Genomic DNA, 25,764 nt, shown 5'->3' with positions numbered 1-25,764 from the left:
ACCGCCGTTAATGCGGCCGTAAGTCAATTGCACGAATATGCAGGAATTACGGGGGTCATTCCATCCATGTCCAATCTTCTAACGGCGAAGTTCCTGCCGCGGTTCAAGCTCGGCACCAAGGCCGTCCTGTGCGCGGTGCTGCTGATCGCAATGAACACGGCGCTAGTGGTCGGCGCCGGCTATTGGTCGCTGACATCCGCCTTCAACGACCGCGCCTTGCGCGACATCGAGATCAATCTGCGCACGCTGGCGCTGGCCTTTGCGGAGACCGTTCCCGAAGCCAAGATCACGATCCGGGACGGCGCGGTGGTCCGCGCCGAGATCCCGAAAATGCCCGACTTTGGGGATCACGCCATCGTCGACCGCGCGGTGTCCTATGTCGGCGGCAACGCGACCCTGTTCGTGTTCGACGCGGCGAGCGGACAGTTCGTCCGCCGCTCGACCAACGTGAAAAAGGAAAATGGCGACCGCGCCGTCGGGACCCAGCTTGCCGCGGATCATCCCGGGCAGGCCCCGCTGCGCCGGGGCGAGGCCTATAAGGGGCCGGCCACGCTGTTCGGCAAGACGTTCATGACGGCTTATTTCCCGATTGCGGATGGCACCGGCAAGGTCGCCGGCATCCTCTATGTCGGCATCCCCATGACGCAGTTCGAGGGCATGCTGTCCCAGGCGATGGAGAGCATGGCGGCCGCCGCCGGGCTTGCCGCGCTTCTGGTGCTGGTCCTGACCCTGTTAGTCGTCCGCCGCATCACCCGGCCGCTGACCTCCGTGACGCATTCGCTCACCGCGCTTGCCAACGGCCAGAGCGACGTCGCGATCGAATGCGAGGACCGGGCCGACGAGATCGGCGAGATCGCCCGCACGGTCGCGGTGTTCAGGAGCAACTCGCAGGAGCGGGCACGTATGCGCAGCGAGCAGGCGGCGGCAACCGCTGCCGCAGCCGAGCAGCGCAAGGCCGAGCTGCGCAACTTCGTCGAGGGGTTCCGCGGCAGTGTCGGCGGCATTCTCGACAAGGTGCTGGCATCGTCGGGCGAGTTCGAGCGCGCAGCGCGTCAACTCACCGACGCCGCGCGCTCCACGGCCGATCTGTCGGCGCAGTCGGCGGGAGCTTCCGAAAGCGCCTCCGAGCATGTGCGTTCGGCGGCGTCGGCTTCCGACGAGCTGTCTCAATCCATCTCCGAGATCACCCGCCGGGTGCAGGAATCGAACGAGATCTCCGCCGAGGCGGTGCGGCAGGCCGAAGCGACCGACCAGCGCATTGCGCAGCTCTCGGAAGCCGGCTCGCGCATCGGCGACGTCGTCAAGCTGATCACCTCGATTGCCGAGCAGACCAATCTGCTGGCGCTGAATGCGACCATCGAGGCTGCACGCGCGGGCGATGCCGGCCGCGGCTTCGCGGTGGTGGCTCAGGAGGTCAAGACGCTCGCCGGCCAGACCGCGAAGGCGACCGACGAGATATCGAGCCAGATCGAGAGCATGCAGCTTGCGACCGAGGAATCGGTCGCCGCCATCAAGGCGATCAGCCAGACCATCGAGCGCATCAGCGGCATCGCAGGCTCGATCTCGGCCGCGGTCGAGCAACAGAAAAGCGCGACCCACAACATCGTGGCCAGCGTGCGCGCGGCGGTGTCAGGCACGGCCGATGTCGCGGTCAATGTCCGTCACGCCGCCAAGGGCGCCAGCGAGACGGGCGATACGTCGAGCCGGATGTTTGCTTCCGCCCAGGCGCTCTCGGGCGAGAGCCTGCATCTGAAGGCCGAGGTCGAGAGCTTCCTCGACCGCGTGCACGCGGCCTGATTCTGGGTCGTCATCCCGGGATGGTCCGAAGGACCAGACCCCAGGTGCGCAATTGCGCACCAGGGGATATCGAGATTCTCAGGTGCGCAATTGCGTACCAGAGTTCGGTGCTTCGCACCGCCCCGGAATGAAAGTGCGTTATTTAGGCTGCGGCACGATCCGGATGTAGGGCTTCGGCTCTTTCCAGCCCTGCGGATAGATCGTCTTGGCCTCGTCGTTGGAGACCGAGCCCGCGATGATGACGTCCTCGCCCTGCGACCAGTCGGCCGGGGTGGCGACGCGATGCTTGGCGGTGAGCTGGAGCGAGTCGATGACGCGCAGGATCTCCTGGAAGTTCCGACCCGTCGTCATCGGATAGACCAGCACCAGCTTGATCTTCTTGTCCGGGCCGATGATGAAGACGTTGCGGACGGTCTGGTTGTCGGCCGGCGTGCGGGTGAGGGGATCGCCCGAGGTCGAGGCCGGCAACATTTCGTAGAGCTTGGAGACGTTGAAATCGATGTCGCCGATCATCGGGTAGTTGGGCGCGGCGCCTTGGGTCTCCTTGATGTCATCCGACCATTTGGCATGGCGATCGACCGGATCGACCGAGAGGCCCATCAGCTTGACGCCGCGCTTGTCGAACTCCGGCTTCAGCTTGGCGAGAGCGCCGAGCTCGGTCGTGCAAACCGGCGTGAAGTCCTTCGGGTGCGAGAACAAGAGGGCCCAGCTGTTGCCGATCCAGTCGTGGAACTTGATCTTCCCTTCGGTGGTCTCGGCTTCGAAGTCGGGGGCGGTGGCGCCGATCGGAAGTGTCATGGTTCTACCTCATCTTGTTGAATTTACTGAAGAATTCACCTTCGGCCATCGGAGCCATTATAGGGGCTTGGCCGGCCTAAGTGAACGCCAAGTGAACCGCCTCAAGTAAAATGTGAATTCTTTCTTCGAAGGGCCGATTTCCCAGCAACTTTCTGTTACAGCGGCGCCTGCGACGAAACATCTCCACCGGAGCCGCCCGGGCTCGATTGCCCCGATAATGCCTTTTATGACTTTCATCACGCTCGCCCGGCGCGGTCTAGAACCAGATTGGTCCTGATAGCGACCAATTGGCAACCATCTAGAAAAGTCGCGATCCCCGTATCGAATCGTTAACCACCCCTTTACGCCGGCATGGAAATGCTGGCCGATCAGAAGAAGTCTGGAAGTGAACTATGTCTGCCGCTGCGCCTAAGTCTACCGAGTCGTCGTCCCTCGTGCCGTCCTGCAGCGATACCGCAGCTCATGCCCTCTCCATCGTGCGTGACGGCGTGATCACGGGCGAAGGCCCGACTACCAAGGGAAGGGTGCATTTCTCCCGCTCGCTCGATGCCGATGACACCGCTTGGTGCATGCGCATCCTCACCGCGACCGCCGTCAACGACCAGCCGGTCAGCCGCGCCGAGGCCGAAGTTCTGTTCGAGATCAACGAGGCCGCGACCGAACGCACCGACGGCGGCCGCTTCGACGACCTGCTTGCCAAGGCGGTCGCCCATTATGCCGCCAGCGCCTCGGGCCTGAAGGTGCCGCCGCGCAGCGTCGCGCTGTCGGCCGACACCGAGATCGAGAGCTGGGCGCCGTCCTATGCCTCCAAGGTCAACAGCGAGATGCTGGAGTGGATTGCCGGCCAGATGCGCGGCAAGCGCCAGAACAACCGTCGCCTGATGGCGATGGTGGCGACCTTCCTGGGCGCCACCGCACTGCCTCTGGCGGGCCAATTGCCGAACGTGTTCGACATTGGGATGTAAGATTTTGCGCCTCACGTGAGGACGCGAGGGAACGGCGGGGTTATTTCCCCGCCGTTTTTTGTTTGCCGGCGTCCGGCTCGAGACCCAGCGTGCGGCCGGGGAAGCCGGCGGCATCGAAATAACGCTGGCTGCCGACGCGCTGGACGTTGAGCACGGTCTGAAGGCCGTTCTCGGACATCTTCGACTTCTCAACCGCCTTATAGGCCTTCGGCACGATGCCATTGGGCATGGCCTCCGACATCACGCGGCCGATCAGGCCGCCATTGTGCGAGCTGCGCAGGCCCATGAGCTGCGCGGCGGTCATGCCGACATCGGCATTGCTGACCGGAATCTCGTCGACATAGCCGGCTTTGAAGTCCGGACCGATGGCGGCCATGAAGTTCATGGTGTCGCCGCGGCTGAAGCTGCCATGCATGCCCTGGCCCTGGCGCAGCACGGTGTCGGCGACCTGCACCGAGCAATTGGTCGGCGCATCGCCGCAATCGCTGGCATAGGAGCGGAAGTTGACGACGATCGACGGCGTCGGCGTCGCCGACTTGCCGCGCAGATTGATGCTCGACAGCGGCAGCGTCCCGGGGAAGCGGCCGAGCGAATCCTCGACGAACAGGCCGGAGACGTAGTCCTGCTCGAGCAGCGCCTTGATGGTCCTCGCGGCGAGCTTCTTGTCCCTGTTCGGCAGATAGATCAGGTCAGAGCCGCCATTGGTGGCGACGACGAGGTCGGGCTTGGTGGGATCCTTGCCGAGCACGCCATTGCCGGCCTTGGGATGCTTGTTGCCTTCGATCTTCACGTTCTTGTCGTTGGGATCGAACAAGGGGAGGTCGAGCGCTTTCGCAAGGTCGAGCGCCAGGAAGCCCATTGGCAGGAAGTCCTTGGGCGTGTCGTCATAGCTGACCTTGGCCGACGGGCTGGTCTTGCTCTCCTTGGAGATGGTCGAGAAGCCGTGGTCGGCCGAGACTATGATGTTGGTCGAGGCCGCGAGCCCGAGCTCGTCGAGCGCCTTGCGGAGCTGGGCGAGGTTGGCGTCGGCGTTCTTGATGCCGGCCATCGAGGTCGGGCCGTTGATGCCCGGCATGATCTGGTTGAGGCTGTCGCCGGTGTTGTGCTGGCTGCCGTCGGGGTCGCGCGACCAGAACACCAGCACGAAGGGCTTGTTGCGCGCCTTGAACATCGGCAGCACCACCTTGGTGGCGACGTCGGCAAAATAGGCCTGCTGCGCGACGTTGGCGACAGTGGTGCCCGGCGTCTTGGCGTCGCCCGCCTTGGAATTGTCGCCGCGCGGCGGCGTGGCGAGGGGCAGGCCGGCCTTGGTCAAAGCGTCCTTCACCTCGTCCGACAGCGCCACGCCGTTCTTGCCGCCGGTGGAATCGTCGAACACGATCGAGTGCAGGCCGGGCTTCTCAGGCTTGTCGGTGTGGTCGAACTGGTAGGTCGGGCCGACCTTGCCGATCGCCGCGGTGCTCAGCCCCTTGTCGCGGGCCATCTTCAGAACGGTCTCTTCGTTGAGGTAGTCGCCCCTGAAATGCTCGTCGATGTCGCCGAGCACGGCGTCGTTCTCGATGAAGGGCACCACGGTGTCGCCGGCGGGTACTGAGGTGTAGTTGGTCCAGATCGTGTTGGAGAACACGCCGGTGTCACCGAGATAATGGCCGGTCGACATCGCCGAGCCGTTGGCCATGGTGAAGGTGGGAAAGAGCGAATGCGGGTTCTTGAAGTTGACGCCCTTGTCGCGAACCTCGGCCATCGCGGGCGTCGTCCCCGGGGTGACCTTCAGCGCGCGCAGACCATCCGGAATGAACAGGATCAGGTTGCGGGGCGTGTTGTTCTGGGCGGAGGCAAGTCCGGTGGACAGCACGGCCAGTCCGGCGGACAGCAACACCAGTGAACGGCGCATCAAGGTCTCTCCTGCAGTGAGGCAAACGGCCGCGCTGGCGGCCCCGGTAATCGTTTAGTTTTGCTGTATGGCAGTTTTGTTACAAGGGCCCCGGCCGATGCAGGAGGGTTGGGGAGAGGTGATAGCGTCACGCTCGTGTCCCGGACGCGCTGCAGCGTTCTTACGCTGCTGCGCAGAGCCGGGACCCAGGAGGTCACGCACGCGCTGCGAGATGGGCCCCGGCTCTGCTGCGCATCACTTCGTGCTGCGCAGCGTCCGGGGCACGAGAGCGGAGGTTGGCGCACACCTGCCGCCGCATCGTCATTGCGAGCGCAGCGAAGCAATCCAGAATCTTTCCGCGGATGCATTGCTGGATTGCTTCGCTGCGCTCGCAATGACGGGGTGTGCGGTGGGCGGCGACGTTCTTCAATTCGCATTTCGCTCGCAGACACAGCTTCGCGTCCTCGCGGCGCATTCCGCCCGAGCTTTGCCTGGTTGCTTCGCCCTCCGTGAAAAGGGCGCAGGGAAGACCGGGTGCCGGCCGGGCACCCACGGTCCACTGTGCGAAAGGTGGCAACAAGAATTTGCACAGCGGCATACAGGTGAAGCCAAACATCCGGCCTTCCCTGCGCAGTGGTTTTACGGCTTATGTCGCGCTCTCCCCGGGGAGCGATGCACTATTGCCCCCGTCGCCTTGCGGATGGCTGATGCGCATCGCCCGGTCGGGCAACCACATCACCACAAGACTTGACGCACAGACCCCGGGCGTCAGGACCACACGATTTTGCCGTACGCTGATGGCACCGGTCGTATGCGCGACGACCTCGCTCACGGTTGCCCGCCCTGCAAAGCCGTTCGCGCCGACGCCATCCGCGTCCACCGCCGCCCGGCCCGCGTTCGTGACGATCGCGATACGCCCCTCTTCCTTGGGCCGGGTTGCGCGACACATACGTCATTTCCGAATTTCGGTAAAGTGGAATATTTTCGGCCGCGTGCATTGACCCATGAATTGGGTGTTTTGCCCGTCGGGCAGCGCAAGGGATTGTGGCCGCAACCATTCAATCCGGCGCGGTCTGCGCCCGTGGATTGGGTGCAAGGGCCTGCGCCGGCTTCGTCGCGGCCGGAAAGAGCTCGGTCTTGGCGAGATCGCGGCGGAGCGACGACGGCGCGGTGTGCAGGGCAAAGGCGATCGCGATCTGCGTTCTGTTCTGAAGCCGGTACTTGCGCATGATGTTGCCGATGTGCGCCCGCACCGTGTTCTCCGAGATGTTGAGCTCGTAGGCGATGTTCTTGTTCTGCATCCCCCGCGCGATCAGCGTCATCAGCTCCCGTTCGCGCGGTGTCGGTGCGATCAAACCTTTCGGATCCGAGCTCATGGCTGCCTCCCTGGCCTTTGCGAACATCCCGGCATGCTCTCACTCCGTCTTGAGCGCCTCGATCGGACTCAGCTTGGACGCCTTGTGAGCTGGATAAAAACCAAAGACGAGGCCGGTCGCGATCGAGAAGACGAGAGACAGGCCGATCGCCTGGCCGTCGATCGAGGTGACCCACCCGGCCATGCGGGCGACCGTCATCGAGAGCGTGATGCCGCCGGCGACGCCGATGGCACCGCCGAGCAGGCAGAGGACGAGCGCTTCGCAGAGAAACTGCAGACGGATGTCGCGCATCCGCCCGCCGAGCGCCCGGCGGATGCCGATCTCCCGGGTGCGCTCGGTGACCGACACGATCATGACGTTCATGATACTGATGCCGCCGACGAGCAGCGAGACCGAGGCGATGGCGACGAGCAGCAGCGCGACGGTGCGGATCGCGCCCTGCTGCGCCTCCATGGCGGCGGCGGGATCCTGGACCTTGAAGTCGTCGTCCTGGCCGGCGGGGATGCGGTGGCGTTGCCGCAGCAGGTTCTCGATCTCCGCTCGCGCACCCGCCATCTGACCGTCCGCGGCCACCTTGGCGATGATGTAGGCGACCGAGTCACGGTTGATGTTGCTGGCGCTGCCGAGGAAGCGCAGCTTGGCGGTGGTGAGCGGCACGAAGGCGACGTCGTCCTGGGCCGGGCCCTTGCGGTCGAGCACGCCGACCACCTCGAGCGGCACCTTCATGATCCTGATCTGCGCGCCGATGGGATCGTCGCCGGGTGCGAACAGCTCGCGCGCGACCGTGCTTCCGAGGATCACGACCTTGCCGGCGCCGGCTTCCTCGGTGGCGGAGAAATAGCGGCCGGCCGCGAGCTGCCAGTCGCGCACCATGAAGTGGCCGGTGGTCGTGCCGTTGATCGTCGTGTTCCAGTTCTTGCCCTCGTGGATGACCTGCGCCGTCCCGGCGATGGAGCCGGCCGCGGCCTGGATTTCCGGGATCTGCTCGAGAATGGCCTGCACGTCGCTCTCGGTCATCGTCAGCTTGCTGCCGTCCTTGAGACGCACGCCGCCCTGGTAGACCGCGCCGGGGGTGATCATCAGCACGTTGGCGCCGATCGAGCGGATCTGCTCCTGCAGACGCAGCTGCGCGCCGGCCCCGATCGCGAACACGGTGACGATGGAGGCGACGCCGATCACGATGCCGAGCATGGTGAGGAAGCTGCGCAGCGGATTGAGGCGCAGGGCGTGCAACGCGATCTGAAAGCCCTGGAGCATCGTCATGACGCAGCGCTCCGTCTCGGCAGCAGCTCCGCCACCGTCTCGTCGCTGACGAGCTCGCCGTCATGCAGGTGGATCGTGCGCCGGCATTGCGTCGCGATGCCGGGATCATGCGTGATCATGACGATGGTCTGGCCGGTCCGGTTGAGGGCTGCGAACAGTGCCAGGATCTCGGCACCGGTGCGGCTGTCGAGCGCGCCGGTCGGCTCGTCGGCGAGCACGATCAGCGGGGAGGCGATCAGTGCGCGCGCGATCGCGACGCGCTGCTGCTCGCCGCCGGAGAGCTGCCGCGGGAAGTGATGGGCCCGGTGCAGCATGCCGACGGCCTGAAGGCTCGCTTCCGCGCGCGCCAGCCGTTCCTTTCGCGCGATGCCGCAATAGACCAGCGGCAGTGCGACGTTCTCGATGGCATCGTGGCGCGCGAGCAGATTGTAGGATTGGAACACGAAGCCGATGCTGCGCGCGCGCAAAGCCGACCGGCGATCGTCCGAGAGATCGGCGATGTTGGCGCCCTGGAGGTAGACCGCGCCCTCGCTCGGCAGGTCGAGCAGCCCGATCATGTTCATCAGCGTCGACTTGCCGGAGCCGGACGGCCCCATCACCGCGACGATCTCGCCTTGCGCGATATCGAAGCTGACATTGCGCACCGCCGCCACCGCGACTCCCTCGGTGCGATAGGTCCTGCTGACCGACTGGAGGCTGATGAGGGGAGAGGCGGTCATGACCCGAACCTGATGCCGAGAATTTCCATGCCGGCCGGACGGATGGCCTGGCCGACGGCGACCTCACTGCCCTCGACGAGATCTCCGCTCCTGAGCGCGACCTGCTCGGTGCCGGCGGCGCCGACCGTCACCGCCACCCGCTGCAGCGCGCCGCCGGCGGTGCGCACCCACACGCCGCTGCGTGCCGCGGCGTCCGGCCGTGTGCCGGCCGGCTGGAACCGCAGCGCTGCGAGCGGCACTTTCAGCACGTCGTCCTGGCGTTCGATGACGATCTTCACCAGGGCAGTCATTCCCGGCAGCAGCGCGCCGTCGAGATTGGCGGTCGCCAGCACCACGGTGTAGGTGACGACGTGCTGCTGGGTCTGCGGCGCCTTGCGCACCTGGCGCACCACCGCCTCGAAGCGGCGGTCCGGGTAGGCGTCGACGGTGAAATGCGCGTGCTGCCCGGGCGCGATGCGGCCGATGTCGGCTTCATCGACCTGCGCGTGAATCTCCATGTCCTCCAGGCGGTGCGCCACCATGAAGGTGGTGCGTGCTTCCAGTCCGACCGCGAGCGTCTGCCCCTCGTTGACGAACCGGCCGACCACGACGCCGTCGATCGGCGAACGGATCACGGTGCGGTCGAGATCGGCCTGGGCCGCGGCGAGAACGGCGGCCTTCTCCGGCACCGCCATGCGAGCCTGCTGCAGCTCCGCCTCGATGCGGCGGACGTCGGCCTGCGCACCCTCCACCGAAAAGGAGTTGAGGGACATCAGGATCTCGGCTTCACGTTCCTGGGCGAGGCGCGCGGTGAACTCGGTCTGCGCGTCGTCGACCGCCGTGGTCGCCACCACGTTCTGCGATTGCAGCGCCAGCTTCCGCTGCAGCGTCTTCTGAGCCGAGGACTTCACCGCCTGCGCGCTCTCGAGCTTGGCCGCGAGCACGTCGCGGCTGCCCCTCGCGTTCTGCAGATCGATCCTGGCGCGATCGAGCTTGGCCCTGGCGATGTCGACCAGGGCATTGGCGACGGCCAGCGACGCCCTGGCCTCGTCGACCTTGGCTGCAAAGCTGCGCGGATCGATCAGAGCGAGTGGCTGATCCTTGGCGACGGTGTCGTTGAAGTCGACATAGACACGGGCGAGCTGCCCCGACAGTTGGGAGCCCACCTCGATCGTCTTGACCGGCTGCAGGGCGCCGGTGACGGTGACGGTCTGCTCGACGCTGCCGCGCTGGATCGAGGCATAGCGGAACATGGGTGCGTCCGACCCGTAGGTCGGAACCTCGCGGGTGGAGGGGATCAGCAGCCGCCTGGTCTGGTCATAGGCGCGAGCCGCCGTGTCTGCCGTGCTCCCGGCGGCGCCGGCGATCATACCCGGCCCGGCGTAGATCGCAGCGAGGCCGCACGCAGCTCCGAGCAAGGCAAATGCTGGCACAAATCGCATATCAAAACTCGCCGATTGAAATGACTTCGGGGAATCGGGAAAAAGTGGCACGCTCGCTATGGTTGTAAAACATGGAAAGTCGTATCGAACGTCAGTATGTCGTCCTCGCCGGGCTGACGGTCGGGTGTGCCTCGTCATCCAGTAGTAAAGCAGGTGGGGTGCTACTTTTCGTGATTTGATCGGGATGCATACCGAGCGTATCGATACGAGGCGCGCGGTATCGAACTCGATAAGCTGACTGAACGTCCCGTCTGATCCGGCCAGAGCGGCCAGCAGCAGGCGTGCGAGTCGGCACGTGGGTGGCGATGCCATGACGCAGCCGGCGATCCGACGACGCAGCATTGCCGCATTCTCCACGTCGTCCCGCCGCGATGCCGCCGGCGGCAGGATCGAAGCCCTCCCATCACGAAGCCCGATGTGTGAACGCCTTCACTCGTCTCCGGCGCGTGTTGGCCCTATGACTTCGAACCGGCGGACCGACGCGCTTCGCTCGATCTGCGCGAATCATCCAAGCACCTTGATCTCGCTTGCAAGAAGAATGGATAGCTCGTTGCCTTTTCATCGAGCCCCAAGCCGGGGAGCCCGTTGCCATGAGTTCAGATCAAGCCACAGTTTACGTCGTTGACGACGAAGCCCAGATTCGAGCCGCGATCGGAAGTCTCTGCGAGGAGACCGGGCATCAGGTCAAGCTGTTCGCCTCGACCGAAGAGTTTCTCGCCGAGACCGTTTCGCCCGGGCCGTCATGCCTCGTGCTCGACGTGCGGTTTCCCGGCACGTCGCCGACCGGGCTCGAGCTGCAGCGCCGGCTGGCCGAGACGGGCGTGTCAATTCCGATCGTCTTCATCAGCGGCTACTCCGACGTCCGCGTCTCGGTCGAGGCGATGAAGCGCGGCGCGGTGGAGTTTCTGCCCAAGCCCTTTCGCGAACAGGAGATCCTCGATGCCATCAGGCACGGCATCGAGCGCGACCGCAGGCGGCTGCAACGCGAAGACAGCGTGCGTGAAGCCCGCCAGCGCGTCGAGACGCTGACGGCGAGAGAGCGCGAGATCATGCTGCTGATGGCCGAAGGGCTCGTCGCCAAGCAGATCGCAGCAAGACTTGGCGTGAGCGAAGTGACGGCGAAGGTCCATCGCACCAGGATGATGCGAAAGCTGGAGCTGCGTACGCCGATCGAAGTGGTGCGGCTGGTCGACAGCATGGGGCGCGAAGCGGAGACGACACGCAGCGTCTAGTCCGGAGCGACTAGCATGAACTGCAGTCTGTCGCGCAGGCCACGATCGGTTCAGAGTCATCCCTACGATGTCGGCCTCTTTTCCGGGAAGGCATCCGAAACCAGTCAGACAACTTGGCCAGAAAGGGATACTCCATGCGTAAATTGTTTTTTGCATCCGTTGCCGTGCTCGCTCTGTCCTCCGCGGCTCAGGCCGCCAACACCTCCACCACGGTGCAGGTCGGCGTCGTGAACACTTCGAGCGTTTCGCAGCAGGGCCTCACCAACGACACGTCATCGACCAGCCAGCTCGGCATCATCAACAGTGCGACGACGATGCAGGGCACCAGCGCGGCCTCGCTCAACAACGGCAGCACGGTGAACCAGGTCGGCGTGCAGAACTCGGCGGCCACCGGCCAGGTGGCGTTCGGCAACAACGGCAGCTCGATCACCCAGAACTCGTTCGGGCCCGCCGCGCTTCAGAACAACGCCGCCGCCGTCGGCCAGATCAGTGTGTTCGGCATCAACGGCAGCACCGTCTCGCAGACGGCGCACTGAAGCCACGGTTCGTTTGGGCCGGGCGCACCCAGGTCGGTGCGTCCGGGCCATTCCGGCACCGCACCCGGGCAGGGCGATCAATTGCGACGCTCGCTCATTCTCGCGGAGGACATGACATGCGGATCACCTATTTCATTGCAACGGTTGCGGCATTCGCTGCACTGACGGCAGCCGATGCGCGGGCCGGCAACTCGGCCAGCGTGCTGCAATTCGGCACGACCAACACTTCGTTCATTTCGCAGAGCGGCGGCACCAGCAACAGCGCCACCACGCTGCAGTTCGGCGCCACCAATACCGCGACCACCTTGCAGACGGGCTCGCTGCTCACGGTCAACACCGCGGTGATCGGCCAGGGCGGCACCACTGCGACCGCAACCAACACCGCACTGACCGGCCAGGTCGGCGGCGCCAATTCGAGCCTGATAGGCCAGATCGGCGCGAACAACACCGCCGGAGTCGGACAGCTCGGGATCCTGAACGGATCGACTGTTCTCCAGCAGGCGCCGTGAGCAGATTCGAAGTGGTGAGGCATGTCATGAAACGTCATCTGGGCGGCGCATGCGCCGCAACGCTCGCTCTGTACCTCGCCAGCGCCCTTTCGGCGACAGCACAGACGGCCGACATCAAGACCATCGTCTCGGTCGGCGGACCGCCCGTCGTGCTGAACCAGAACAGCCAGCTCAACATGGCGGGCGTGTTCATGATCGGAGGCACGACCAGCGCGACCGTGACGCAGAACGGCAGCAACAACGCCACGGGCGTCCTGCAGTTCGGCGGAACGAGTTCCGCATCGATCGGGCAGACCGGGGTCAACAACTTCGCCTATGTCGGCCAGGCCGGCCAGTCGGCGACCAGCCTGATATCCCAGCTCGGCACGATGAATGCGGGCACGGTGGCGCAGTTCGGCACCGTCAACGCCTCGACCATCGTCCAGACCGGTCCCTGACGCGCGAGCGATCTCGTCAGTGTCGACAACGAACGGGGAAGCGCGATGCGAGGCGGCAGTCAGGTGGTGAGGCGGGCTTTGGCCCTGGCGGCAATGCTCGCCGCCATCGGTGCGGCGACGCAGGCGTGCGCCGGGGCGGTCCAGCGCAGCGTGACCAACCGGAACGTCAGCATCGAAACGGTCGTGCAGTTCGGCGACAATGTTCAGCCTGTCACGATCGAGGAGAACAGCCGCATCAACATCGCGCGGGTGATCCAGATCGGCGGCACCGGCACGGTGGACGCGACCATCATCCAGAACGGCACGCGCAACTATGCCAATGTGATCCAGGTCGGCGGCACCACCAATGCGGCGATCGGTCAATCCGGGGTGAGCAACACCGCCGAGATCACCCAGATCGGCAATTCCACCAACGCGCTCCTGCTCCAGATCGGAGACATGAACACGGGAGCGGTGAGGCAGTTCGGGCGTTTCAACTGGCTGGCGATCTTCCAGTTCGGCCGATGATGGAGGTGTGACATGAAGCTGCTTCTGCTCGCATCCGGACTGGGATTCATGAGCGTGGTTGCAATGGCGCCGGCCGGGGCCGGCGACGGTCATACCACCGTGGTCCAGGACGAGAACGGCACCTCGGTCATCACGCAGAGCGGTGATCCGGCAGAGGCCGAGGTCAAGATCGAGAAGGAGCCCGGGCGCACGACGGTCTATCGCCGCAGCGGCGGCAATACCGCGATCGTGACACAGGGCAGCGGAAGCCCGCAGGACATGCTCGACTGGCTGCGCAAGCAGCAGGGCCGTTGACGGGACGAAGTCGCTGAAATCAGACGGGAATTCCGGGCGTTCTGCCGCACCCGGTTCCCGGTTAATCGCGTGCCTTAACCAATAATTAATTATACGTTTGCGGGTGGGCGACGGCCCGGCCTAGCCTCCTTGCGGGGAGCTGCTTTCGCGAAGCCAAACGAGTGTGGTGCGTATCATGATTGCCAGATCATATGGGGCGTTGGTCGCCTCGCTCAGCGCCGCTATGCTGCTGCTGAGCTCCGCTGACAGTTTTTCCAGGCCCGCTGGCGCCGCGGCGCCAGGCGTCGCAGCAGCAGCTGCCCCGCCGGCTGCGGCCCGTCCGCACGTTGGGCCGGGCGCCCGGTTCCACCGCCGCAGCGCTCCATGGGTCTACTGGCCGGGCGGCGGCGGCTACCTCTACGACGGCGCCGGCTACAGCCAGCCCTTCGCCGATACGAACCAGTCGCTCTCCGCCGATGTTCGCTACACCTACACCTACACCTATGATGTGCCCTGGGACTGGACGCATCGTTATCCGCCGAATGTCGTGCCGTCCGATCGGCCCTATGTGCCGAGCTGCCCGACGGAGCAGGTGACGGTGCCCGGCCGCGGCGGCAGCGAGCACACCGTCAACATCATGCGCTGCTATTGAGTTAACCCAGCTCGAAGCTGGTCACGCCGAAGACGCGGTCGAGCCGCAGCGGCGGGATCGGCCCCGTATACATCCGCGCCGTCTCGAACACCGGCTTCAGGCCGAGCTCCTCGGCGAGCGCGATGGCGGCGGGATTGACGGCGGGGACGTCGAGGAAGACCTCGCTGGCGCCCGCGCTTTCGAGCAGGGCCTGCGCGACGTCATCCGCGGCTGCGCGGTCGTCGGCGACGAGCGGGCCGATCTTGTAGCCCGTCCGGCAGGGGCGGATCACGCCCCATGCAGCGAGCCTGCCCTCGCGCAGCAACGCGCGGCCGACGTGACCTCGTGTGTTGATCCAGGCGTGCAGGAAGGCGCCGCGCGCGGCGGGGAAGACGGTGGCGTCATCGGCTTCCACCAGCGCAAACGGGACTTTGTCGAGCGCAACGACATCGGCCGGCGGCTTCACCGATTCCGCAACAGTGCCGCCATAGCGGATGTTGGCGTAAGCGAGCTGGAATCCCGACTTCTTGTAATTCTCCTGCTGCGCCACCACGCCGTCGAGGCCGACCACGCGCGCGCCCGCATGCGCGATCGCTGCATTCCAGATGCGTAGGCCATGGCCGGCGCCGCGAAAGCGATCGCGCACGATATAGAAGCCCAGGAAGGCGAAGCGGTCATCGTAATTGACGCAGGAGACGGTCGCGACCGGCTCGCCGTCGATCTCGCCGACGAAGAAGCCTTGGGCGTCGGGGATCGCAAAGCAGGCGGCATCCGCCAGCCCCGGATTCCAGCCCTCCGCCGCGGCCCAGTCGACGGCGAGGGCGATTTCGTCGGGGCGCAAATTGCGGATCTGCAGATCACTCATTTCAAGCCGCTCATGATGGTGCCTTCGGCCATGGACCTGCCGACAGGTCTGGCTGTAGAAGGCCTCATGATAGGCCGAGCCTGCGGCTCGCCTCAACTGAAGGGATCATTGGTCATGGCAGCGGAGAAGGTTGCGCTCGTTACCGCCGGCGGCAGCGGCATGGGGGCGGGGGCTGCGCGGCGGCTGGCGGCGGACGGGTTTCGCGTTGCGATCCTGTCGTCCTCGGGCAAGGGCGAGGCGCTGGCGGCCGAGCTCGGCGGGATCGGCGTCACCGGCTCGAACCAGTCGAACGACGACCTCAAGCGCCTCGTCGAGGCCGCGATGGCGAAGTGGGGGCGGATCGACGTGCTCGTCAACAGCGCCGGGCACGGGCCGCGTGCCCCCATTACCGAGATCACCGACGAGCAGTGGCACACCGGCCTCGACACTTATCTCCTGAACGTGATCCGTCCGACCCGGCTGGTCACGCCGCTGATGCAGGCGCAGAAGGGCGGCGCCATCATCAACATCTCGACCGCCTGGGCGTTCGAGCCCAGCGCGATGTTCCCGACCTCGGCGGTGTTCCGCGCAGGGCTCGCCGCCTTCACCAAGATCTTCACCGACACTTACGCGGCCGACAATGTCCGCATGAACAACGTGCTGCCGGGCTGGATCGACAGCCTGCCGCAGCAGGACGCGCGACGCGACAGCGTGCCGATGAAGCGCTACGGCAAGGTCGAGGAGGTCGCGGCGACGATCTCGTTCCTGGCCTCCGATGGCGCGGCCTACATCACCGGCCAGAACATCCGCGTCGATGGCGGGCTGACGCGCTCGGTCTGAGTCGGCCGTCTCAATGTGAGGCCATGAGCCGTGCCAGGTCCGGCAGGATCTTGTAGCGGGCGATCTCGTGCGGATATTCGCCGCGATTGGCCAGCAGGACGATGCCGATCCGCCGCGCCGGCACCAGGCCGATATAGCCGGAGGCGTTGTTGAGCCCGCCGGGCTTGTCGACGATGGTGACGCCTGGGAGGCGCACGGTCTCCCAGGCCATGCCTTGGCCGAATTTTTCATCGACATGGAAGGCCTCGCGCTGCGTCAGCCGCAGGGCTTCGCGCAAATGCGGATCGATCGCGCGGCCGTCGACGCAGGCGGCGACGAACGTCGCGAGGTCGCGCGCCGAGGAGAACATCTGCCCGGTGCCGGGAAAATCGAAATAGCTCTGCTGGTTGCCGATCGGGCCGATTGCCGTGCCCTGGTCGGAATAGCCCTGGACCACGCGCTGTATCGCCGCCCCGTCCAAGACCGCGCGATTGTCCGGGCCGCGCTCGGGGACGAATGTTGAGTGCATGACGAGGGGGCGGAGAATGCGGTGCTCGATCAGCGCTTGGATCGGCATGCCGTAGCGGCGCTCCAGCACGAGCTGAAGCAGCACGTAGCCGGCATGGGTGTAGACGCGTTGCCGGCCGGGTGCGACGCCGGGCGCCGGCTCGAAGGCGTTCAGCATCGCGATGAACTGCTCGCGCGTAAACTCTTCGTTCGGCCAGGGCGGATGATCGGTCGGGAGCAGCAGCCCCGACGTCTGCGTCGCCAACTCGCCAACAGTGACGTTGCGGATATAGCTGCCGGTCAGCTCGGGCAGATATTTCGGCAAATGATCGTCGAGCCGCAGCTCGCCGCGCAGCATGCCGAGCGCCACGAGCGTGGCCTCGAACGGCTTTCGCAAGGAGGCGAGGTTGAACAGCGTGTCGGGCGTCACCAGCCGCCTGGCGGCATCGTCGGCGAACCCGTAGCTGAAGAACTCGACATGGCGGCCGGCATAGAGCGCGGCGGCGAGGCCGCCCGCATGGTCCGGCATCGCGGTCGGCGCCAGCGCGCCGGCGACGATGTCGCGCATCTGCGCGATCATGTCCGAATCCGCGGAGGCGCGGCGCGGGCAAAGCGCCATTGCAACCGGAATGAATGCGGCGCGGGCGAAGCTTCGCCGGGTGATCGGGGATGAGATGACAAAAGGCGGCACGTGCTCTGATCGATCATGCTGATGCGCCCCCGGATATGGTTTAGCGAGGAGGGGGCGAGGTCCCAATTCACAATTGCGCGTTGTGGGTTCCCATCGATCGCCGAAACTGAGCCATCAGGCTAACAATTGTTGACGTCCGCGATTCCGTGTGTATAGTTAGCTTCATGGCTTACCAATCGCCCCATCTCGACCAGATCTTCGCAGCGCTTGCCGACCCGACGCGGCGGGCCATCGTGATGCGGCTGTGCGCGGGCGAGGCGTCGGTCGGCGAGCTCGCCGGTCCCTTCGACATGGCGCTGCCGAGCTTCATGAAGCACATCCATGTGCTGGAGACGAGCGGGCTCGTTCAGTCCGAGAAGTCCGGGCGCGTGCGCACCTGCCGTCTCAGCGCGGATGCGCTCGTCGGCGCGGAGGACTGGTTCCAGCAGCAGCGCGCGGTCTGGGAGGCGCGGCTCGACCGCTTCGAGGCCTATGTGATGAAGCTCAAGAAAGAGAAGGAAAGGGCGGGCGCCAAGCGGCCGTCCAAAACAACCAAACGGAAAGGTTCCTGATCATGACGAGTTCTGCCAACCCTGCTCTGTCGCAATGGTCGCTCGACCGCGAGATCGTGATGTCGCGCGTGATCGACGCGCCGCGCGATCTGGTGTTCGAGGCCTGGTCCGACCCGAAGCATCTGCCGCAATGGTTCGGCCCGAAGGGATTCAAGGTCGAGACCTTCGAGATCGACGTGCGTGTCGGCGGCGTCTGGCGCTTCAACATGATCGGGCCCGACGGCACGGTCTATCCGAACCGGATGCGCTTCCGCCGCATCGAGCGGCCGTCGCTGATGGAGATGGATCATGGCCTCGACCAGGACGACGATCCCGGCATGTTCCGCTTCACCGTCACCTTTGCCGAGCAGAGCAACGGCAAGACCGTGCTGATGATGCGGCAGCTGGCCTCGAGCGCCGAGCAGCGCGACGGCATGATCGGCTTCGGCGCCGTCGAATACGGCTACCAGACGCTCGACAAGCTGGCGGCGTATGTGGCGGGAATGAAGCGGTAATACGAGGTGATTGTTCGGGCATCGATGTATCGCTCATCCCGAACGACGGATGGGCAGCTAAACGCGCTCTGGATTCAGCCTTCAGCGGTTGAACATGCGATACGGCTCCGGCGGGCAATTCGCCGGGGCCGCATTCACGCGCGGCGCTGCCGGTTCCCTCGCATGCGCGAGCCATAGGAACGATCGCTGCCATCAGGGTTTGGCAGTGATGACGCACATCATCTTCAGCGACTATCGCAATCCCGCGGCGGAGCAGGCCTACGAGATCGCGTGGGACTTTCTGGTGCGGACGGGCGCCATTCGCGACGAATTCGAGGCCTGCGTGTTCCTGGCGCAGCGTATCACCGTGATGGTCGAGAAGGGACACGCGAATCGAATCCGCATGGCCAACCGCGCGATCTCCGAATACCAGCGCCACGCCGAGGAACGCGACGGTCTCATCCGCGGCGGTGGCCGTTACGCCGAAGGGCGCTAGGCGCCGGCCAAACGGGCTCTCGCCACCTCAGTCCAGTGCGAGAAGCAGCGCCAGCTCCTACTCGCCCTTGAGTCCGGCGGCGCGGATCAACCTGGTCCACTTCTGCGTCTCGGCGTCGATGAACTGGCCGAACTCGGCCGCGGTGCCGGCACGCACCTCGAGGCCCTGGGCCGTCAGCTTGTCCTTGATCGCAGGCTCGGCGAGCGCGCGTAGAACCTCGGCCTGGAGCTTGTCGACGACGGCGCGCGGCGTCGTGGACGGCACCATGAAGCCGTACCAGCCGGCGGCGACGACGTTGGGAAAGCCCTGCTCGCGCAACGTGGGCGCCTGCGGGTAGAGCGCGCTGCGCTCGGCCGAGGCGACGCCGAGCACCGTGAACCTGCCGCTCTGGATGTAGGGCAGGGCGGTCGGCAGCGCGGTCAGCGTGGCATCGACGCGTCCGGCGAGCAGCTCGGTGTAGGAGGCGGCATCGCCCCGGAACGGGATGTTGAGACCCTTGACGCCGGCATCGCGAAACAGGAGCTCTCCGGCAAGATGCGGCTGCGAGCCGGCGCCGGGGGAGGCGAAGGTCAGTCCGTCCGGCTTCGACTTGCCGTAGGCGATCAAGTCGGGAAGCGTCTTGAACGGCGCATCGGCACTGATGATGAGGAACAGCGGTGCGATCACGGCCATCGCGACCGGCTGCAGATCCCCGCGCTCACAGGTCAGCTTGCCGAACAGCGCCTCGGCGGTGGCGTAGGGCGCCGCGACGTAGAGGATCGTATAGCCGTCGCCCGGTGCATGGGCGACCATGTCGTTGGCGATGCGCGTGCCGGCGCCGGGCTTGTTCTCGACGATGAATTGCTGGCGCAGGCTGCGGCTGAACTCCTCGGCCAGCAAGCGCAGCGAGATGTCGTTGGAGCCGCCCGGACCGTAAGGCGAGATCAGCCGCACCATCCGCGACGGCCAGACATCCTCAGCGTGGGCGGAAAATGACGAGGCCGAGACGCCGGCGGCGACGGCGCCCAGCAATGCTCGGCGTGTGATGGTCATGATGGCATCCTGGAGATGGGGCGCCAGCTCTTTTGTTCATGTCCTGGCGCTCTTCTTGTTTTGCTTGCGCGTCTCGGCCGTGGGCATCGACGCTCCGACCACGGCCCGGACGCTGTCGGCGAGCGCCGCGATGCGCGGACCGATTTCGCCCTCGAGCTGCCCGGGCTGGAGCCGGAAGGCAGGGATGCCGCAATTGATCGAGAACGACTGCTTCGATTCGCTCACGTGAAACAGCGGCGCGGCGACGGCATGGATCGAGGCCATGTACTCGCCCCAGCAGGTGCAGAAGCCGCGACTTTTGCATTGCGCGATCCCGGCGCGGTATTTGTCGCGGACGGCCGACCACAGGCCGGCATCTTCGGCCGCGAGATTCCGTTCCAGCCGGTCTGCATCGGCCGGCGGCAGGGCCGCCGCCGCAGCGCGGCCCATGGCGGTCATCACGACGGGAATGGGCATGCCGATATCGGGCACGTGCGGGCCGACATCCCCGGAGCGCGCGGTCTCGACATAGATCATCGAGGTCGCATCGAGCAGGCCGATGGAGACCGTGCCGCGGACGCTGTGCGCCAGCTCCTGCATCATCGGCCGCGCCAGTTGGCGGAATTGCATCCCGGCGAGCAGAGGATGCGCCATGCGCAGCGCCCGTGCACCGACGCGGTACTTCGACCGCTCGGCGTCGTAGCGGAGATAGCCAAGCTGGGCCAGCGTATGGGTCAGCCTCGCCACGGTCGGGCGCGGAATGCCCGTCAGCGTCGACAGCTCCATGTTGCCCAGCAGCGTGCTCCCGGCCTTGAACGCCTCGAGCACGACCAGCCCCTTGGCCAGCGTGGTGGCGAAAGCGGCGTCGTCGGCGCTCTCCGCCAGCACGGCTGCGGCGGAGGAGAGCGGATGCTGCGGTTTGGAGGAGCCGGTCGGAGCCATCCCCGGAATATCAGACGGACAGATTTCGAATGTCCAATAAATTCGCTATCTACGGCAAAATTGTCCGATATGTGGACGCTCCGAGCCGCCCGTTTTCCGGTTGCGGCACCGCTGGAACGACAGGGCACACACAGATTTTTGTCGTGATTGCATGCCGTTCTGTGACAGGATTATTACGACGACATGTCAGATCGATAAATTTTGCGGAGCGGTTCATGTTGCAGTGGCAGGCGCGGTCAAATCCCCTCGCATGGTGGTGGGGATCCCTCACGGTTGTGAGCAGCGCCAACATCCTCGTCTGGTTCATGCTGTACCGTGAGTTCTACCCGACGGTCTCAGGCAGCGTCGGCGGCGGCTCGGACATCGGGCTGATGTTCCTGCTTTGCGCCGGCTATGTGTTCGGCTGCGCCTTCCGTTCGGTGCTGCCGCGCGCCGACGTGCAGCGCATCTGCCTGTTCGATACCTGGCTCTCCAGCGTCTTCGTCGGACGCTCGGTTGCGACCGTGGCCGAGGTCTGCTTCGCCGCGCAATGGGCGATCATCCTGCATCAGCTAGGCACCATGACGGGCGCCGAGACGGCGGTGAACATCGCATGGGTGATTGTCCCGGTGATCATCATCGCCGAGTGCTTCTCCTGGTACGCGGTGGTCACCACCAATTATCTCTACAACGCGATCGAGAATTCGCTGTGGGCGGTGACCTTCTTCCTCGCCGGCATCGCGCTGTGCCGCCTGATGCCGGAATTCCAGGGCGTGGTGCGCTGGGCGCTGATCGCTGGCATCATTGGCATCGCCTGCTTCCTCGCCTTCCTCGTCACCGTCGACGTGCCGATGTATCTCAGCCGCTGGCGGGCAGGGCACGCCGAGGGCGGCAGGTTCTTGGGCCTGCTCGAAGGTCTGCACGACGTTGCGACGCGCTGGGTGGTGACCCACGACATCGCGCATTGGAAGGGCGAGCTGACCTGGATGTTCCTGTATTTCAGCGCGGCGGTGTGGTCGAGCCTCGCGCTCTGCGCGCTCTACGCGATGGAAGGCTATCTGGCGCGCTATCTCGCCTGACGGTCAAATTCTTGTTGAGGCGTTTTCCAAGCGCCTTACTTGCCGACCAGGCTGCATTTGCTGCGATCGAGCGGGCGGAAGGCCTGGTCGGGCGGGATCGTCGCGACCAGCTTGACGAAGTCCCACGGGCCTTTGGATTCCTCCGGAGTCTTGACCTGCACCAGATAGAGATCGTGCACCATGCGTTGGTCCTCGCGGATGCGGCCGTTGGTGGTGTAGGCGTCCGAGACCGGCGTCGCCTTCATTTTGGCCATCACGACGGCCCCCTCGTCGGAATCGGTGTCCTTCACGGCTTGCAGATAGTGGCGCACGGCGGAATAGACACCGGCCTGGATCTGCGAGGGCATCGCCTTGCGGCGAGCATGGAACGCATCGGAGAATTTCCGGGCTGCCGGCGAGACATCCTCGAAGAAGGAGGTGACGATGAAATCACCGCGCGTCGCCTTGAGCCCAACCGCCTCGATGTCGACGTTCTGGAACGACATCGGCACGATCTTCATGCCCTGGCTGGCGAGCCCGAACTCCTCGGCCTGCTTGATCGCGGTCGCGTTGTCGCCGGCGACGTTGATGGCCAGGATCCTGGCGCCTGACGACTGCGCCTGAAGCAGGAATGAGCTGTAATCGGGCGTGCCGAGCTGCGCCTTGACGCTGCCGGCGACCTTGCCGCCGAGTGCGGCGATGCGCTCGCGCGCGGTCACCTCGATCGAATGACCGAAGGTGTAGTCGCCGGTGATGAAGAACCAGGGCTCCTTGCTGGTCTGCATGATGCCGGAGACCACGGCGGTCGCCGTGGAATAGGCGTCCTGGGTCCATTGCACGCTGGTTGGGGCGCATGCTTCATCGGTCAGCTGGTTCGCGCCGGCGCCGGAGATGAGGAATATCTTGCCGTTGCCGCGCACCAGCTCCTGTACCGCCAGCGCCGCGCCGGAGCTACCGCCATCGGCGATCGCCTGGACCCCGTCGCTGAACCATTTTCGCGCCAACGACGCGGCGAGATCCGGCTTGTTCTGGTGATCGGCCTGCAGGATCTCGATCGGCTTGCCGTTGATCTTGCCGCCGAACTCCTCGGCGGCCATCCGCGCCGCTTCGACCGAGCCCGGACCCATGGCGGTCGCGAACACGCCGTTCATGTCGGTGAGGACGCCGATGCGGACGGCGTCGCCCTTGATCTCGGCCCGCGCGGCGGAGCCCGCGAGCGCAAGTGTGATCAGGAGCGTGGCGGCGGAGCAGGTGCGGGTCGTGCCCATGGCGTTTCCTCAAGTTTATCGTTGATGGATTGGTCTTGGCGGTCAGGCCGGTTCGGCGATCACCGTGTTGCGCAAGGTGCCGATACCGGAGATCTCGACCTCGACGTTGTCGCCGGGCCGCATCCACAGCGGCGGCGTGCGCTTGGCGCCGACACCGCCCGGCGTGCCCGTGACAATGACGTCGCCGGGCAGAAGCGGGCAGATGGTGGAGATGTAGGCGATCAGCTCGGGGATGGCGGTGATCAGGAGATCCGTCGTGGTGTTCTGCACGACAATGCCGTTCAGCCGGGTCTGCAAGGTGAGCTTTGACGGATCCGGAATCTCGTCCGTCGTCACCAGCCACGGACCGAAACTGCCGCTTTCGGCAAAGGTCTTGCCGGCGAGGAATTGACTGGTGTGGCGCTGCCAGTCGCGAATGCTGCCTTCGTTGTAGCAGGAATAGCCGGCGACGTAGTCGAGCGCGCGGCCAGGGGGGATGTGACGGCCCGCCTTGCCGATGACGAGCGCGAGCTCGCCTTCATAGTCGAAGTCATCGCTCACCGCTGGTTTCACGATGCGCTGGAGATGGCCGACCTGGCTACAGGCGAAGCGCGCAAACAGCGCCGGCCTTTCGGTGACGGTGCGGCCGGTCTCGGCCACGTGATCGCGATAGTTGAGGCCGACGCAGATGATCTTGCCGGGATCGGGGATCACTGGCGCGAAGCTGACCTTGTCGAGCGCATGATCGGGGGCCGCGGGGGCGGCCAGCCTTGCCGCCTCGGCGAGGCGACCGGCTTCGAGCAGCTGCCGCAGCGTGGTGCAGCCCGCCATCCGGGCGCCGAGATCGATGACGCCGTTGTCCTTGACGGCGCCGAAGGAGGGGCGTCCGTCCAGAATGAATGAGAGCAGCTTCATGAAATGTCCTCGAGATGGTTCGGTCAGGCCGCGGAGGGCGCTTGGGCTGAAGGAATTTGGATTGAAGGCGCGATGGCGGCGATGAGGCGGTCGAGCTCGGCCTCGTTGCAGGCGGTGCCGCGGATGTACCGGTCGGGACGAACCAGTGCGGCGATGATGCCGTGCTCGCGCAGCCAGTCTCCGACACCTTCGGCGTCGTCGCCGGCGAGGATATCGATCCCGGTCTGCAACAGCGCGAGGCGCGATGGCAGTGCGGCCGCCGTCTCGATGAGCAGCACATGATGATACCCGGTCCGGACGTCGCTGCGGCGTCCGTCGCTCAGCATGAATTGCGGTGCGAGATGTCCGGCGAGCGGCAGGTCGCCGAACCCTAGTCCGGGGCCGAGCAGGGGCTTCTTCACTTCCAGCTTGACCGGCGCGTTCTCGCGCGCCTCGCCGGCGGCAAGGCCGGCCTCGATCGCCTTGGTGTTGATGACGCCGCCGAGGCGAATGGCGAGCGCGATGAACTCGCGCACATGCGGCAGGCGTTCGCTCTGATAGGTGTCGAGCAGATCGGGCGCGGCGCCGTCGCGGATCACGCTCGCCAGCTTCCAGGCGAGGTTCGCGGCATCGCGGATGCCGGCGCACATGCCCTGGCCGAGAAAGGGCGGGGTCTGGTGCGCGGAATCGCCCGCGAGCAGCAATCGTCCGTTCCGCCATTGCTGCGCGATGACCGAATGGAACGTGTAGACCGCGGCGCGCTCGATCTCGGCATCGTCGGGCGTGATCCAGCGCGATAGCAGCTCCCAGACCTTCGCGGGTTGCGCGACCTCCTGCGAGTCCTCGTCCGGGAGAACCGTGATCTCCCAGCGCCGCCGCGTGCCGGTGCCGCGCACGTAAGTTGCGGGCCGACTGGGATCGCAATGCTGGAGGCTGTAGTCGCCGAGGTCGTCACGAGCGCGCTTGAGCAGAACGTCGATCACCAGCCAGCGCTCGTGGAAGCCGAGGTCGTCCATCCCCGATCCGATGAAGCGGCGCACCAGGGAGCGGGCGCCGTCGCAGCCGATCACGTAGCCGGCGCGGACCTCGCCGAGCTTCCCGTTGGAGAGGTCTTCGTAGCGGATGCGCACGCCGTGCTCGTCCTGATCGAGCGCGAACACATCGCAGCGGTTGCGCAAGGTGACGTGTGGCCAGCGGGCGAGGCCGCCGATCAACACGTCCTCCAGATCCGGCTGATGGAAGCGGTAGCTGAGATGCCAGCCCATCGGCGTCAGCGTCTGCGGACGGGACCAGTCCAGCAGCATGCGGCCGGCTGCATCGAGAAACAGCATGCCAGGACTGAGAATGACATGCGGCAGGATCGCCTCGGCAAGCCCGATGGTCTGGAACACGCGCATGCATTCATCGTCGAAATGCACCGCGCGCGGCAGATGATAGGTCCGCGCTTCGCGCTCCAGCACCAGCGTCCGCACGCCGCACAGGCCGAGCAGGTTGGCGAGCGTGGCGCCCACCGGCCCGCGGCCGACGATGATGACGTCAAACTCTTCTGGGGTAGATTTATCTTGCATGGGGTATCTTTTCCCCAGGCAAGGCCGCAGCATCAACGGCGGTTCGCCAAGTGTCCGCTCTGCGGACGGACCTAGAGCGGAATGGCTTTAGGTTGAATCGATAGCCACGGGCTCGGTGTAACCTCTCCCGCTTGCGGGAGAGGTCGGCATAGGCGGCCTCTGGCCGCCGTTCTATAAGACGCCGATGCTTCGCATCGGCTATGGCGCCGGGTGAGGGCTTTCTCCTCTTGGGGATTGTCCCATTGCGGAAGCACCCTCTCCCCAACCCTCTCCCGTAAGCGGGCTACTGGATTCACAGATCACCTGGGGGGATCATAAGTTTTGCGCCGCGCTTCATGGCCTGGAAC

The 25,764-nt window shown here is 65.4% G+C and carries 28 protein-coding genes; 14 read left to right on the top strand and 14 right to left on the bottom strand.

Annotation, left to right across the window (positions count from 1 at the left end; genetic code table 11):
* Positions 1-66: 66 nt before the first annotated feature.
* Positions 67-1,797 carry a methyl-accepting chemotaxis protein gene (locus XI05_RS15495; RefSeq protein ID WP_271503043.1) on the top strand — a complete coding sequence of 577 codons (1,731 nt, stop codon included), beginning with the start codon at positions 67-69 and terminating at the stop codon, positions 1,795-1,797.
* Between the two features lie 138 nt (positions 1,798-1,935).
* On the opposite strand, the gene XI05_RS15490 is transcribed toward XI05_RS15495, so the two are convergent.
* Entirely contained in the window at positions 1,936-2,595 is a 660-nt protein-coding gene (locus tag XI05_RS15490) for a peroxiredoxin (RefSeq protein ID WP_172783254.1), read from the bottom strand.
* 392 nt (positions 2,596-2,987) lie between these two features.
* On the opposite strand from XI05_RS15490, the gene XI05_RS15485 reads away from it, so the two are divergent.
* Positions 2,988-3,560 carry a hypothetical protein gene (locus XI05_RS15485; protein ID WP_271503040.1) on the top strand — a complete coding sequence of 191 codons (573 nt, stop codon included), beginning with the start codon at positions 2,988-2,990 and terminating at the stop codon, positions 3,558-3,560.
* Between the two features lie 40 nt (positions 3,561-3,600).
* Here XI05_RS15485 and XI05_RS15480 read toward each other — a convergent pair whose 3' ends face one another.
* From XI05_RS15480 to XI05_RS15455, 6 genes are all read right to left on the bottom strand, one after another.
* Positions 3,601-5,454: an alkaline phosphatase family protein gene (locus tag XI05_RS15480; RefSeq protein ID WP_271503037.1), complete on the bottom strand. Its 1,854-nt coding sequence runs from the start codon at positions 5,452-5,454 to the stop codon at positions 3,601-3,603.
* Between the two features lie 625 nt (positions 5,455-6,079).
* Positions 6,080-6,382: a hypothetical protein gene (locus tag XI05_RS15475; protein ID WP_271503034.1), complete on the bottom strand. Its 303-nt coding sequence runs from the start codon at positions 6,380-6,382 to the stop codon at positions 6,080-6,082.
* Between the two features lie 109 nt (positions 6,383-6,491).
* Positions 6,492-6,809 carry a response regulator transcription factor gene (locus tag XI05_RS15470; protein ID WP_271503031.1) on the bottom strand — a complete coding sequence of 106 codons (318 nt, stop codon included), beginning with the start codon at positions 6,807-6,809 and terminating at the stop codon, positions 6,492-6,494.
* A 39-nt stretch (positions 6,810-6,848) separates the two neighbouring features.
* Positions 6,849-8,072: an ABC transporter permease gene (locus XI05_RS15465; RefSeq protein ID WP_271503029.1), complete on the bottom strand. Its 1,224-nt coding sequence runs from the start codon at positions 8,070-8,072 to the stop codon at positions 6,849-6,851.
* Positions 8,069-8,791, bottom strand: coding sequence for an ABC transporter ATP-binding protein (locus XI05_RS15460; protein WP_271503026.1), 723 nt, complete (start codon positions 8,789-8,791; stop codon positions 8,069-8,071). The genes XI05_RS15465 and XI05_RS15460 overlap by 4 nt, the downstream gene beginning before the upstream one ends.
* On the bottom strand, positions 8,788-10,212 hold the full coding sequence (locus tag XI05_RS15455) for an efflux RND transporter periplasmic adaptor subunit (RefSeq protein WP_271503024.1): 1,425 nt from the start codon (positions 10,210-10,212) through the stop codon (positions 8,788-8,790). Before XI05_RS15455 ends, XI05_RS15460 begins: the two co-directional genes overlap by 4 nt.
* Positions 10,213-10,802: 590 nt before the next feature.
* Between XI05_RS15455 and XI05_RS15450 the strand changes: the two genes are divergently transcribed.
* From XI05_RS15450 to XI05_RS15420, 7 genes are all read left to right on the top strand, one after another.
* Positions 10,803-11,444: a response regulator transcription factor gene (locus tag XI05_RS15450; RefSeq protein ID WP_271503021.1), complete on the top strand. Its 642-nt coding sequence runs from the start codon at positions 10,803-10,805 to the stop codon at positions 11,442-11,444.
* Positions 11,445-11,578: 134 nt separating this feature from the next.
* Entirely contained in the window at positions 11,579-11,980 is a 402-nt protein-coding gene (locus XI05_RS15445) for a curlin subunit CsgB (RefSeq protein WP_172783262.1), read from the top strand.
* Positions 11,981-12,096: 116 nt separating this feature from the next.
* A complete protein-coding gene (locus tag XI05_RS15440) occupies positions 12,097-12,489 on the top strand; it encodes a curlin (protein WP_260379686.1) in 393 nt (130 codons plus the stop codon).
* A gap of 26 nt (positions 12,490-12,515) precedes the next feature.
* Complete coding sequence (locus XI05_RS15435) at positions 12,516-12,926, top strand: curlin (protein ID WP_271503017.1); 411 nt, start codon at positions 12,516-12,518, stop codon at positions 12,924-12,926.
* 45 nt (positions 12,927-12,971) lie between these two features.
* Positions 12,972-13,433, top strand: coding sequence for a curlin (locus XI05_RS15430; protein ID WP_271503015.1), 462 nt, complete (start codon positions 12,972-12,974; stop codon positions 13,431-13,433).
* Positions 13,434-13,445: 12 nt separating this feature from the next.
* Positions 13,446-13,727, top strand: coding sequence for a hypothetical protein (locus tag XI05_RS15425; RefSeq protein WP_271503012.1), 282 nt, complete (start codon positions 13,446-13,448; stop codon positions 13,725-13,727).
* A gap of 175 nt (positions 13,728-13,902) precedes the next feature.
* Positions 13,903-14,358, top strand: a complete 456-nt coding sequence (locus tag XI05_RS15420) for a hypothetical protein (RefSeq protein ID WP_271503009.1) — start codon at positions 13,903-13,905, stop codon at positions 14,356-14,358.
* A gap of 1 nt (position 14,359) precedes the next feature.
* Here XI05_RS15420 and XI05_RS15415 read toward each other — a convergent pair whose 3' ends face one another.
* Positions 14,360-15,202, bottom strand: coding sequence for a GNAT family N-acetyltransferase (locus tag XI05_RS15415; protein WP_271503006.1), 843 nt, complete (start codon positions 15,200-15,202; stop codon positions 14,360-14,362).
* Positions 15,203-15,316: 114 nt separating this feature from the next.
* Here XI05_RS15415 and XI05_RS15410 point away from each other — a divergent pair, with 114 nt between their 5' ends.
* Positions 15,317-16,021, top strand: coding sequence for an SDR family oxidoreductase (locus XI05_RS15410; protein WP_271503004.1), 705 nt, complete (start codon positions 15,317-15,319; stop codon positions 16,019-16,021).
* Positions 16,022-16,031: 10 nt separating this feature from the next.
* Here XI05_RS15410 and XI05_RS15405 read toward each other — a convergent pair whose 3' ends face one another.
* Positions 16,032-17,087 carry a serine hydrolase gene (locus XI05_RS15405; protein WP_271503002.1) on the bottom strand — a complete coding sequence of 352 codons (1,056 nt, stop codon included), beginning with the start codon at positions 17,085-17,087 and terminating at the stop codon, positions 16,032-16,034.
* A 275-nt stretch (positions 17,088-17,362) separates the two neighbouring features.
* Here XI05_RS15405 and XI05_RS15400 point away from each other — a divergent pair, with 275 nt between their 5' ends.
* From XI05_RS15400 to XI05_RS15390, 3 genes are all read left to right on the top strand, one after another.
* Positions 17,363-17,749 (top strand): ArsR/SmtB family transcription factor, encoded by a 387-nt coding sequence (locus tag XI05_RS15400; RefSeq protein WP_271502999.1) that lies wholly within the window; start codon positions 17,363-17,365, stop codon positions 17,747-17,749.
* Between the two features lie 2 nt (positions 17,750-17,751).
* Complete coding sequence (locus XI05_RS15395; RefSeq protein ID WP_172783272.1) at positions 17,752-18,243, top strand: SRPBCC family protein; 492 nt, start codon at positions 17,752-17,754, stop codon at positions 18,241-18,243.
* A gap of 208 nt (positions 18,244-18,451) precedes the next feature.
* Positions 18,452-18,718 carry a hypothetical protein gene (locus tag XI05_RS15390; RefSeq protein ID WP_271502994.1) on the top strand — a complete coding sequence of 89 codons (267 nt, stop codon included), beginning with the start codon at positions 18,452-18,454 and terminating at the stop codon, positions 18,716-18,718.
* A 57-nt stretch (positions 18,719-18,775) separates the two neighbouring features.
* Here XI05_RS15390 and XI05_RS15385 read toward each other — a convergent pair whose 3' ends face one another.
* Positions 18,776-19,750, bottom strand: coding sequence for a Bug family tripartite tricarboxylate transporter substrate binding protein (locus XI05_RS15385; protein WP_271502989.1), 975 nt, complete (start codon positions 19,748-19,750; stop codon positions 18,776-18,778).
* A 36-nt stretch (positions 19,751-19,786) separates the two neighbouring features.
* A complete protein-coding gene (locus XI05_RS15380) occupies positions 19,787-20,671 on the bottom strand; it encodes an IclR family transcriptional regulator (protein WP_271502987.1) in 885 nt (294 codons plus the stop codon).
* 215 nt (positions 20,672-20,886) lie between these two features.
* On the opposite strand from XI05_RS15380, the gene XI05_RS15375 reads away from it, so the two are divergent.
* A complete protein-coding gene (locus XI05_RS15375) occupies positions 20,887-21,729 on the top strand; it encodes a hypothetical protein (protein WP_271502982.1) in 843 nt (280 codons plus the stop codon).
* A 35-nt stretch (positions 21,730-21,764) separates the two neighbouring features.
* On the opposite strand, the gene XI05_RS15370 is transcribed toward XI05_RS15375, so the two are convergent.
* From XI05_RS15370 to mhpA, 3 genes are read right to left on the bottom strand one after another with little or no spacing between them, the layout of a single operon-like run.
* Positions 21,765-22,976: an ABC transporter substrate-binding protein gene (locus XI05_RS15370; protein WP_271502979.1), complete on the bottom strand. Its 1,212-nt coding sequence runs from the start codon at positions 22,974-22,976 to the stop codon at positions 21,765-21,767.
* A 42-nt stretch (positions 22,977-23,018) separates the two neighbouring features.
* A complete protein-coding gene (locus XI05_RS15365) occupies positions 23,019-23,870 on the bottom strand; it encodes a fumarylacetoacetate hydrolase family protein (RefSeq protein ID WP_271502976.1) in 852 nt (283 codons plus the stop codon).
* Between the two features lie 23 nt (positions 23,871-23,893).
* The gene (mhpA, locus tag XI05_RS15360) at positions 23,894-25,417 is read right to left on the bottom strand and encodes a bifunctional 3-(3-hydroxy-phenyl)propionate/3-hydroxycinnamic acid hydroxylase MhpA (protein WP_271502973.1); all 1,524 of its coding nucleotides are present in this window, start codon (positions 25,415-25,417) and stop codon (positions 23,894-23,896) included.
* Between the last annotated feature and the right edge of the window lie 347 nt (positions 25,418-25,764).

Origin of the sequence: Bradyrhizobium sp. CCBAU 11357, from assembly GCF_028128865.1 — a bacterium.
Classification (GTDB): Bacteria; Pseudomonadota; Alphaproteobacteria; order Rhizobiales; family Xanthobacteraceae; genus Bradyrhizobium.
The sequence above is the reverse complement of the archived record's forward strand: the minus strand, read 5'-3'. Positions and strand labels throughout refer to the sequence as shown.

What these genes read in the sequence shown, in the direction of transcription:
- XI05_RS15495 (WP_271503043.1), top strand. Translation starts at nt 67, where the DNA reads ATGTCCAATCTTCTAACGGCGAAGTTCCTGCCGCGGTTCAAGCTCGGC.
- XI05_RS15490 (WP_172783254.1), bottom strand. Translation starts at nt 2,595, where the DNA reads ATGACACTTCCGATCGGCGCCACCGCCCCCGACTTCGAAGCCGAGACC.
- XI05_RS15485 (WP_271503040.1), top strand. Translation starts at nt 2,988, where the DNA reads ATGTCTGCCGCTGCGCCTAAGTCTACCGAGTCGTCGTCCCTCGTGCCG.
- XI05_RS15480 (WP_271503037.1), bottom strand. Translation starts at nt 5,454, where the DNA reads ATGCGCCGTTCACTGGTGTTGCTGTCCGCCGGACTGGCCGTGCTGTCC.
- XI05_RS15475 (WP_271503034.1), bottom strand. Translation starts at nt 6,382, where the DNA reads ATGTGTCGCGCAACCCGGCCCAAGGAAGAGGGGCGTATCGCGATCGTC.
- XI05_RS15470 (WP_271503031.1), bottom strand. Translation starts at nt 6,809, where the DNA reads ATGAGCTCGGATCCGAAAGGTTTGATCGCACCGACACCGCGCGAACGG.
- XI05_RS15465 (WP_271503029.1), bottom strand. Translation starts at nt 8,072, where the DNA reads ATGACGATGCTCCAGGGCTTTCAGATCGCGTTGCACGCCCTGCGCCTC.
- XI05_RS15460 (WP_271503026.1), bottom strand. Translation starts at nt 8,791, where the DNA reads ATGACCGCCTCTCCCCTCATCAGCCTCCAGTCGGTCAGCAGGACCTAT.
- XI05_RS15455 (WP_271503024.1), bottom strand. Translation starts at nt 10,212, where the DNA reads ATGCGATTTGTGCCAGCATTTGCCTTGCTCGGAGCTGCGTGCGGCCTC.
- XI05_RS15450 (WP_271503021.1), top strand. Translation starts at nt 10,803, where the DNA reads ATGAGTTCAGATCAAGCCACAGTTTACGTCGTTGACGACGAAGCCCAG.
- XI05_RS15445 (WP_172783262.1), top strand. Translation starts at nt 11,579, where the DNA reads ATGCGTAAATTGTTTTTTGCATCCGTTGCCGTGCTCGCTCTGTCCTCC.
- XI05_RS15440 (WP_260379686.1), top strand. Translation starts at nt 12,097, where the DNA reads ATGCGGATCACCTATTTCATTGCAACGGTTGCGGCATTCGCTGCACTG.
- XI05_RS15435 (WP_271503017.1), top strand. Translation starts at nt 12,516, where the DNA reads ATGAAACGTCATCTGGGCGGCGCATGCGCCGCAACGCTCGCTCTGTAC.
- XI05_RS15430 (WP_271503015.1), top strand. Translation starts at nt 12,972, where the DNA reads ATGCGAGGCGGCAGTCAGGTGGTGAGGCGGGCTTTGGCCCTGGCGGCA.
- XI05_RS15425 (WP_271503012.1), top strand. Translation starts at nt 13,446, where the DNA reads ATGAAGCTGCTTCTGCTCGCATCCGGACTGGGATTCATGAGCGTGGTT.
- XI05_RS15420 (WP_271503009.1), top strand. Translation starts at nt 13,903, where the DNA reads ATGATTGCCAGATCATATGGGGCGTTGGTCGCCTCGCTCAGCGCCGCT.
- XI05_RS15415 (WP_271503006.1), bottom strand. Translation starts at nt 15,202, where the DNA reads ATGAGTGATCTGCAGATCCGCAATTTGCGCCCCGACGAAATCGCCCTC.
- XI05_RS15410 (WP_271503004.1), top strand. Translation starts at nt 15,317, where the DNA reads ATGGCAGCGGAGAAGGTTGCGCTCGTTACCGCCGGCGGCAGCGGCATG.
- XI05_RS15405 (WP_271503002.1), bottom strand. Translation starts at nt 17,087, where the DNA reads ATGATCGCGCAGATGCGCGACATCGTCGCCGGCGCGCTGGCGCCGACC.
- XI05_RS15400 (WP_271502999.1), top strand. Translation starts at nt 17,363, where the DNA reads ATGGCTTACCAATCGCCCCATCTCGACCAGATCTTCGCAGCGCTTGCC.
- XI05_RS15395 (WP_172783272.1), top strand. Translation starts at nt 17,752, where the DNA reads ATGACGAGTTCTGCCAACCCTGCTCTGTCGCAATGGTCGCTCGACCGC.
- XI05_RS15390 (WP_271502994.1), top strand. Translation starts at nt 18,452, where the DNA reads ATGACGCACATCATCTTCAGCGACTATCGCAATCCCGCGGCGGAGCAG.
- XI05_RS15385 (WP_271502989.1), bottom strand. Translation starts at nt 19,750, where the DNA reads ATGACCATCACACGCCGAGCATTGCTGGGCGCCGTCGCCGCCGGCGTC.
- XI05_RS15380 (WP_271502987.1), bottom strand. Translation starts at nt 20,671, where the DNA reads ATGGCTCCGACCGGCTCCTCCAAACCGCAGCATCCGCTCTCCTCCGCC.
- XI05_RS15375 (WP_271502982.1), top strand. Translation starts at nt 20,887, where the DNA reads ATGTTGCAGTGGCAGGCGCGGTCAAATCCCCTCGCATGGTGGTGGGGA.
- XI05_RS15370 (WP_271502979.1), bottom strand. Translation starts at nt 22,976, where the DNA reads ATGGGCACGACCCGCACCTGCTCCGCCGCCACGCTCCTGATCACACTT.
- XI05_RS15365 (WP_271502976.1), bottom strand. Translation starts at nt 23,870, where the DNA reads ATGAAGCTGCTCTCATTCATTCTGGACGGACGCCCCTCCTTCGGCGCC.
- mhpA (WP_271502973.1), bottom strand. Translation starts at nt 25,417, where the DNA reads ATGCAAGATAAATCTACCCCAGAAGAGTTTGACGTCATCATCGTCGGC.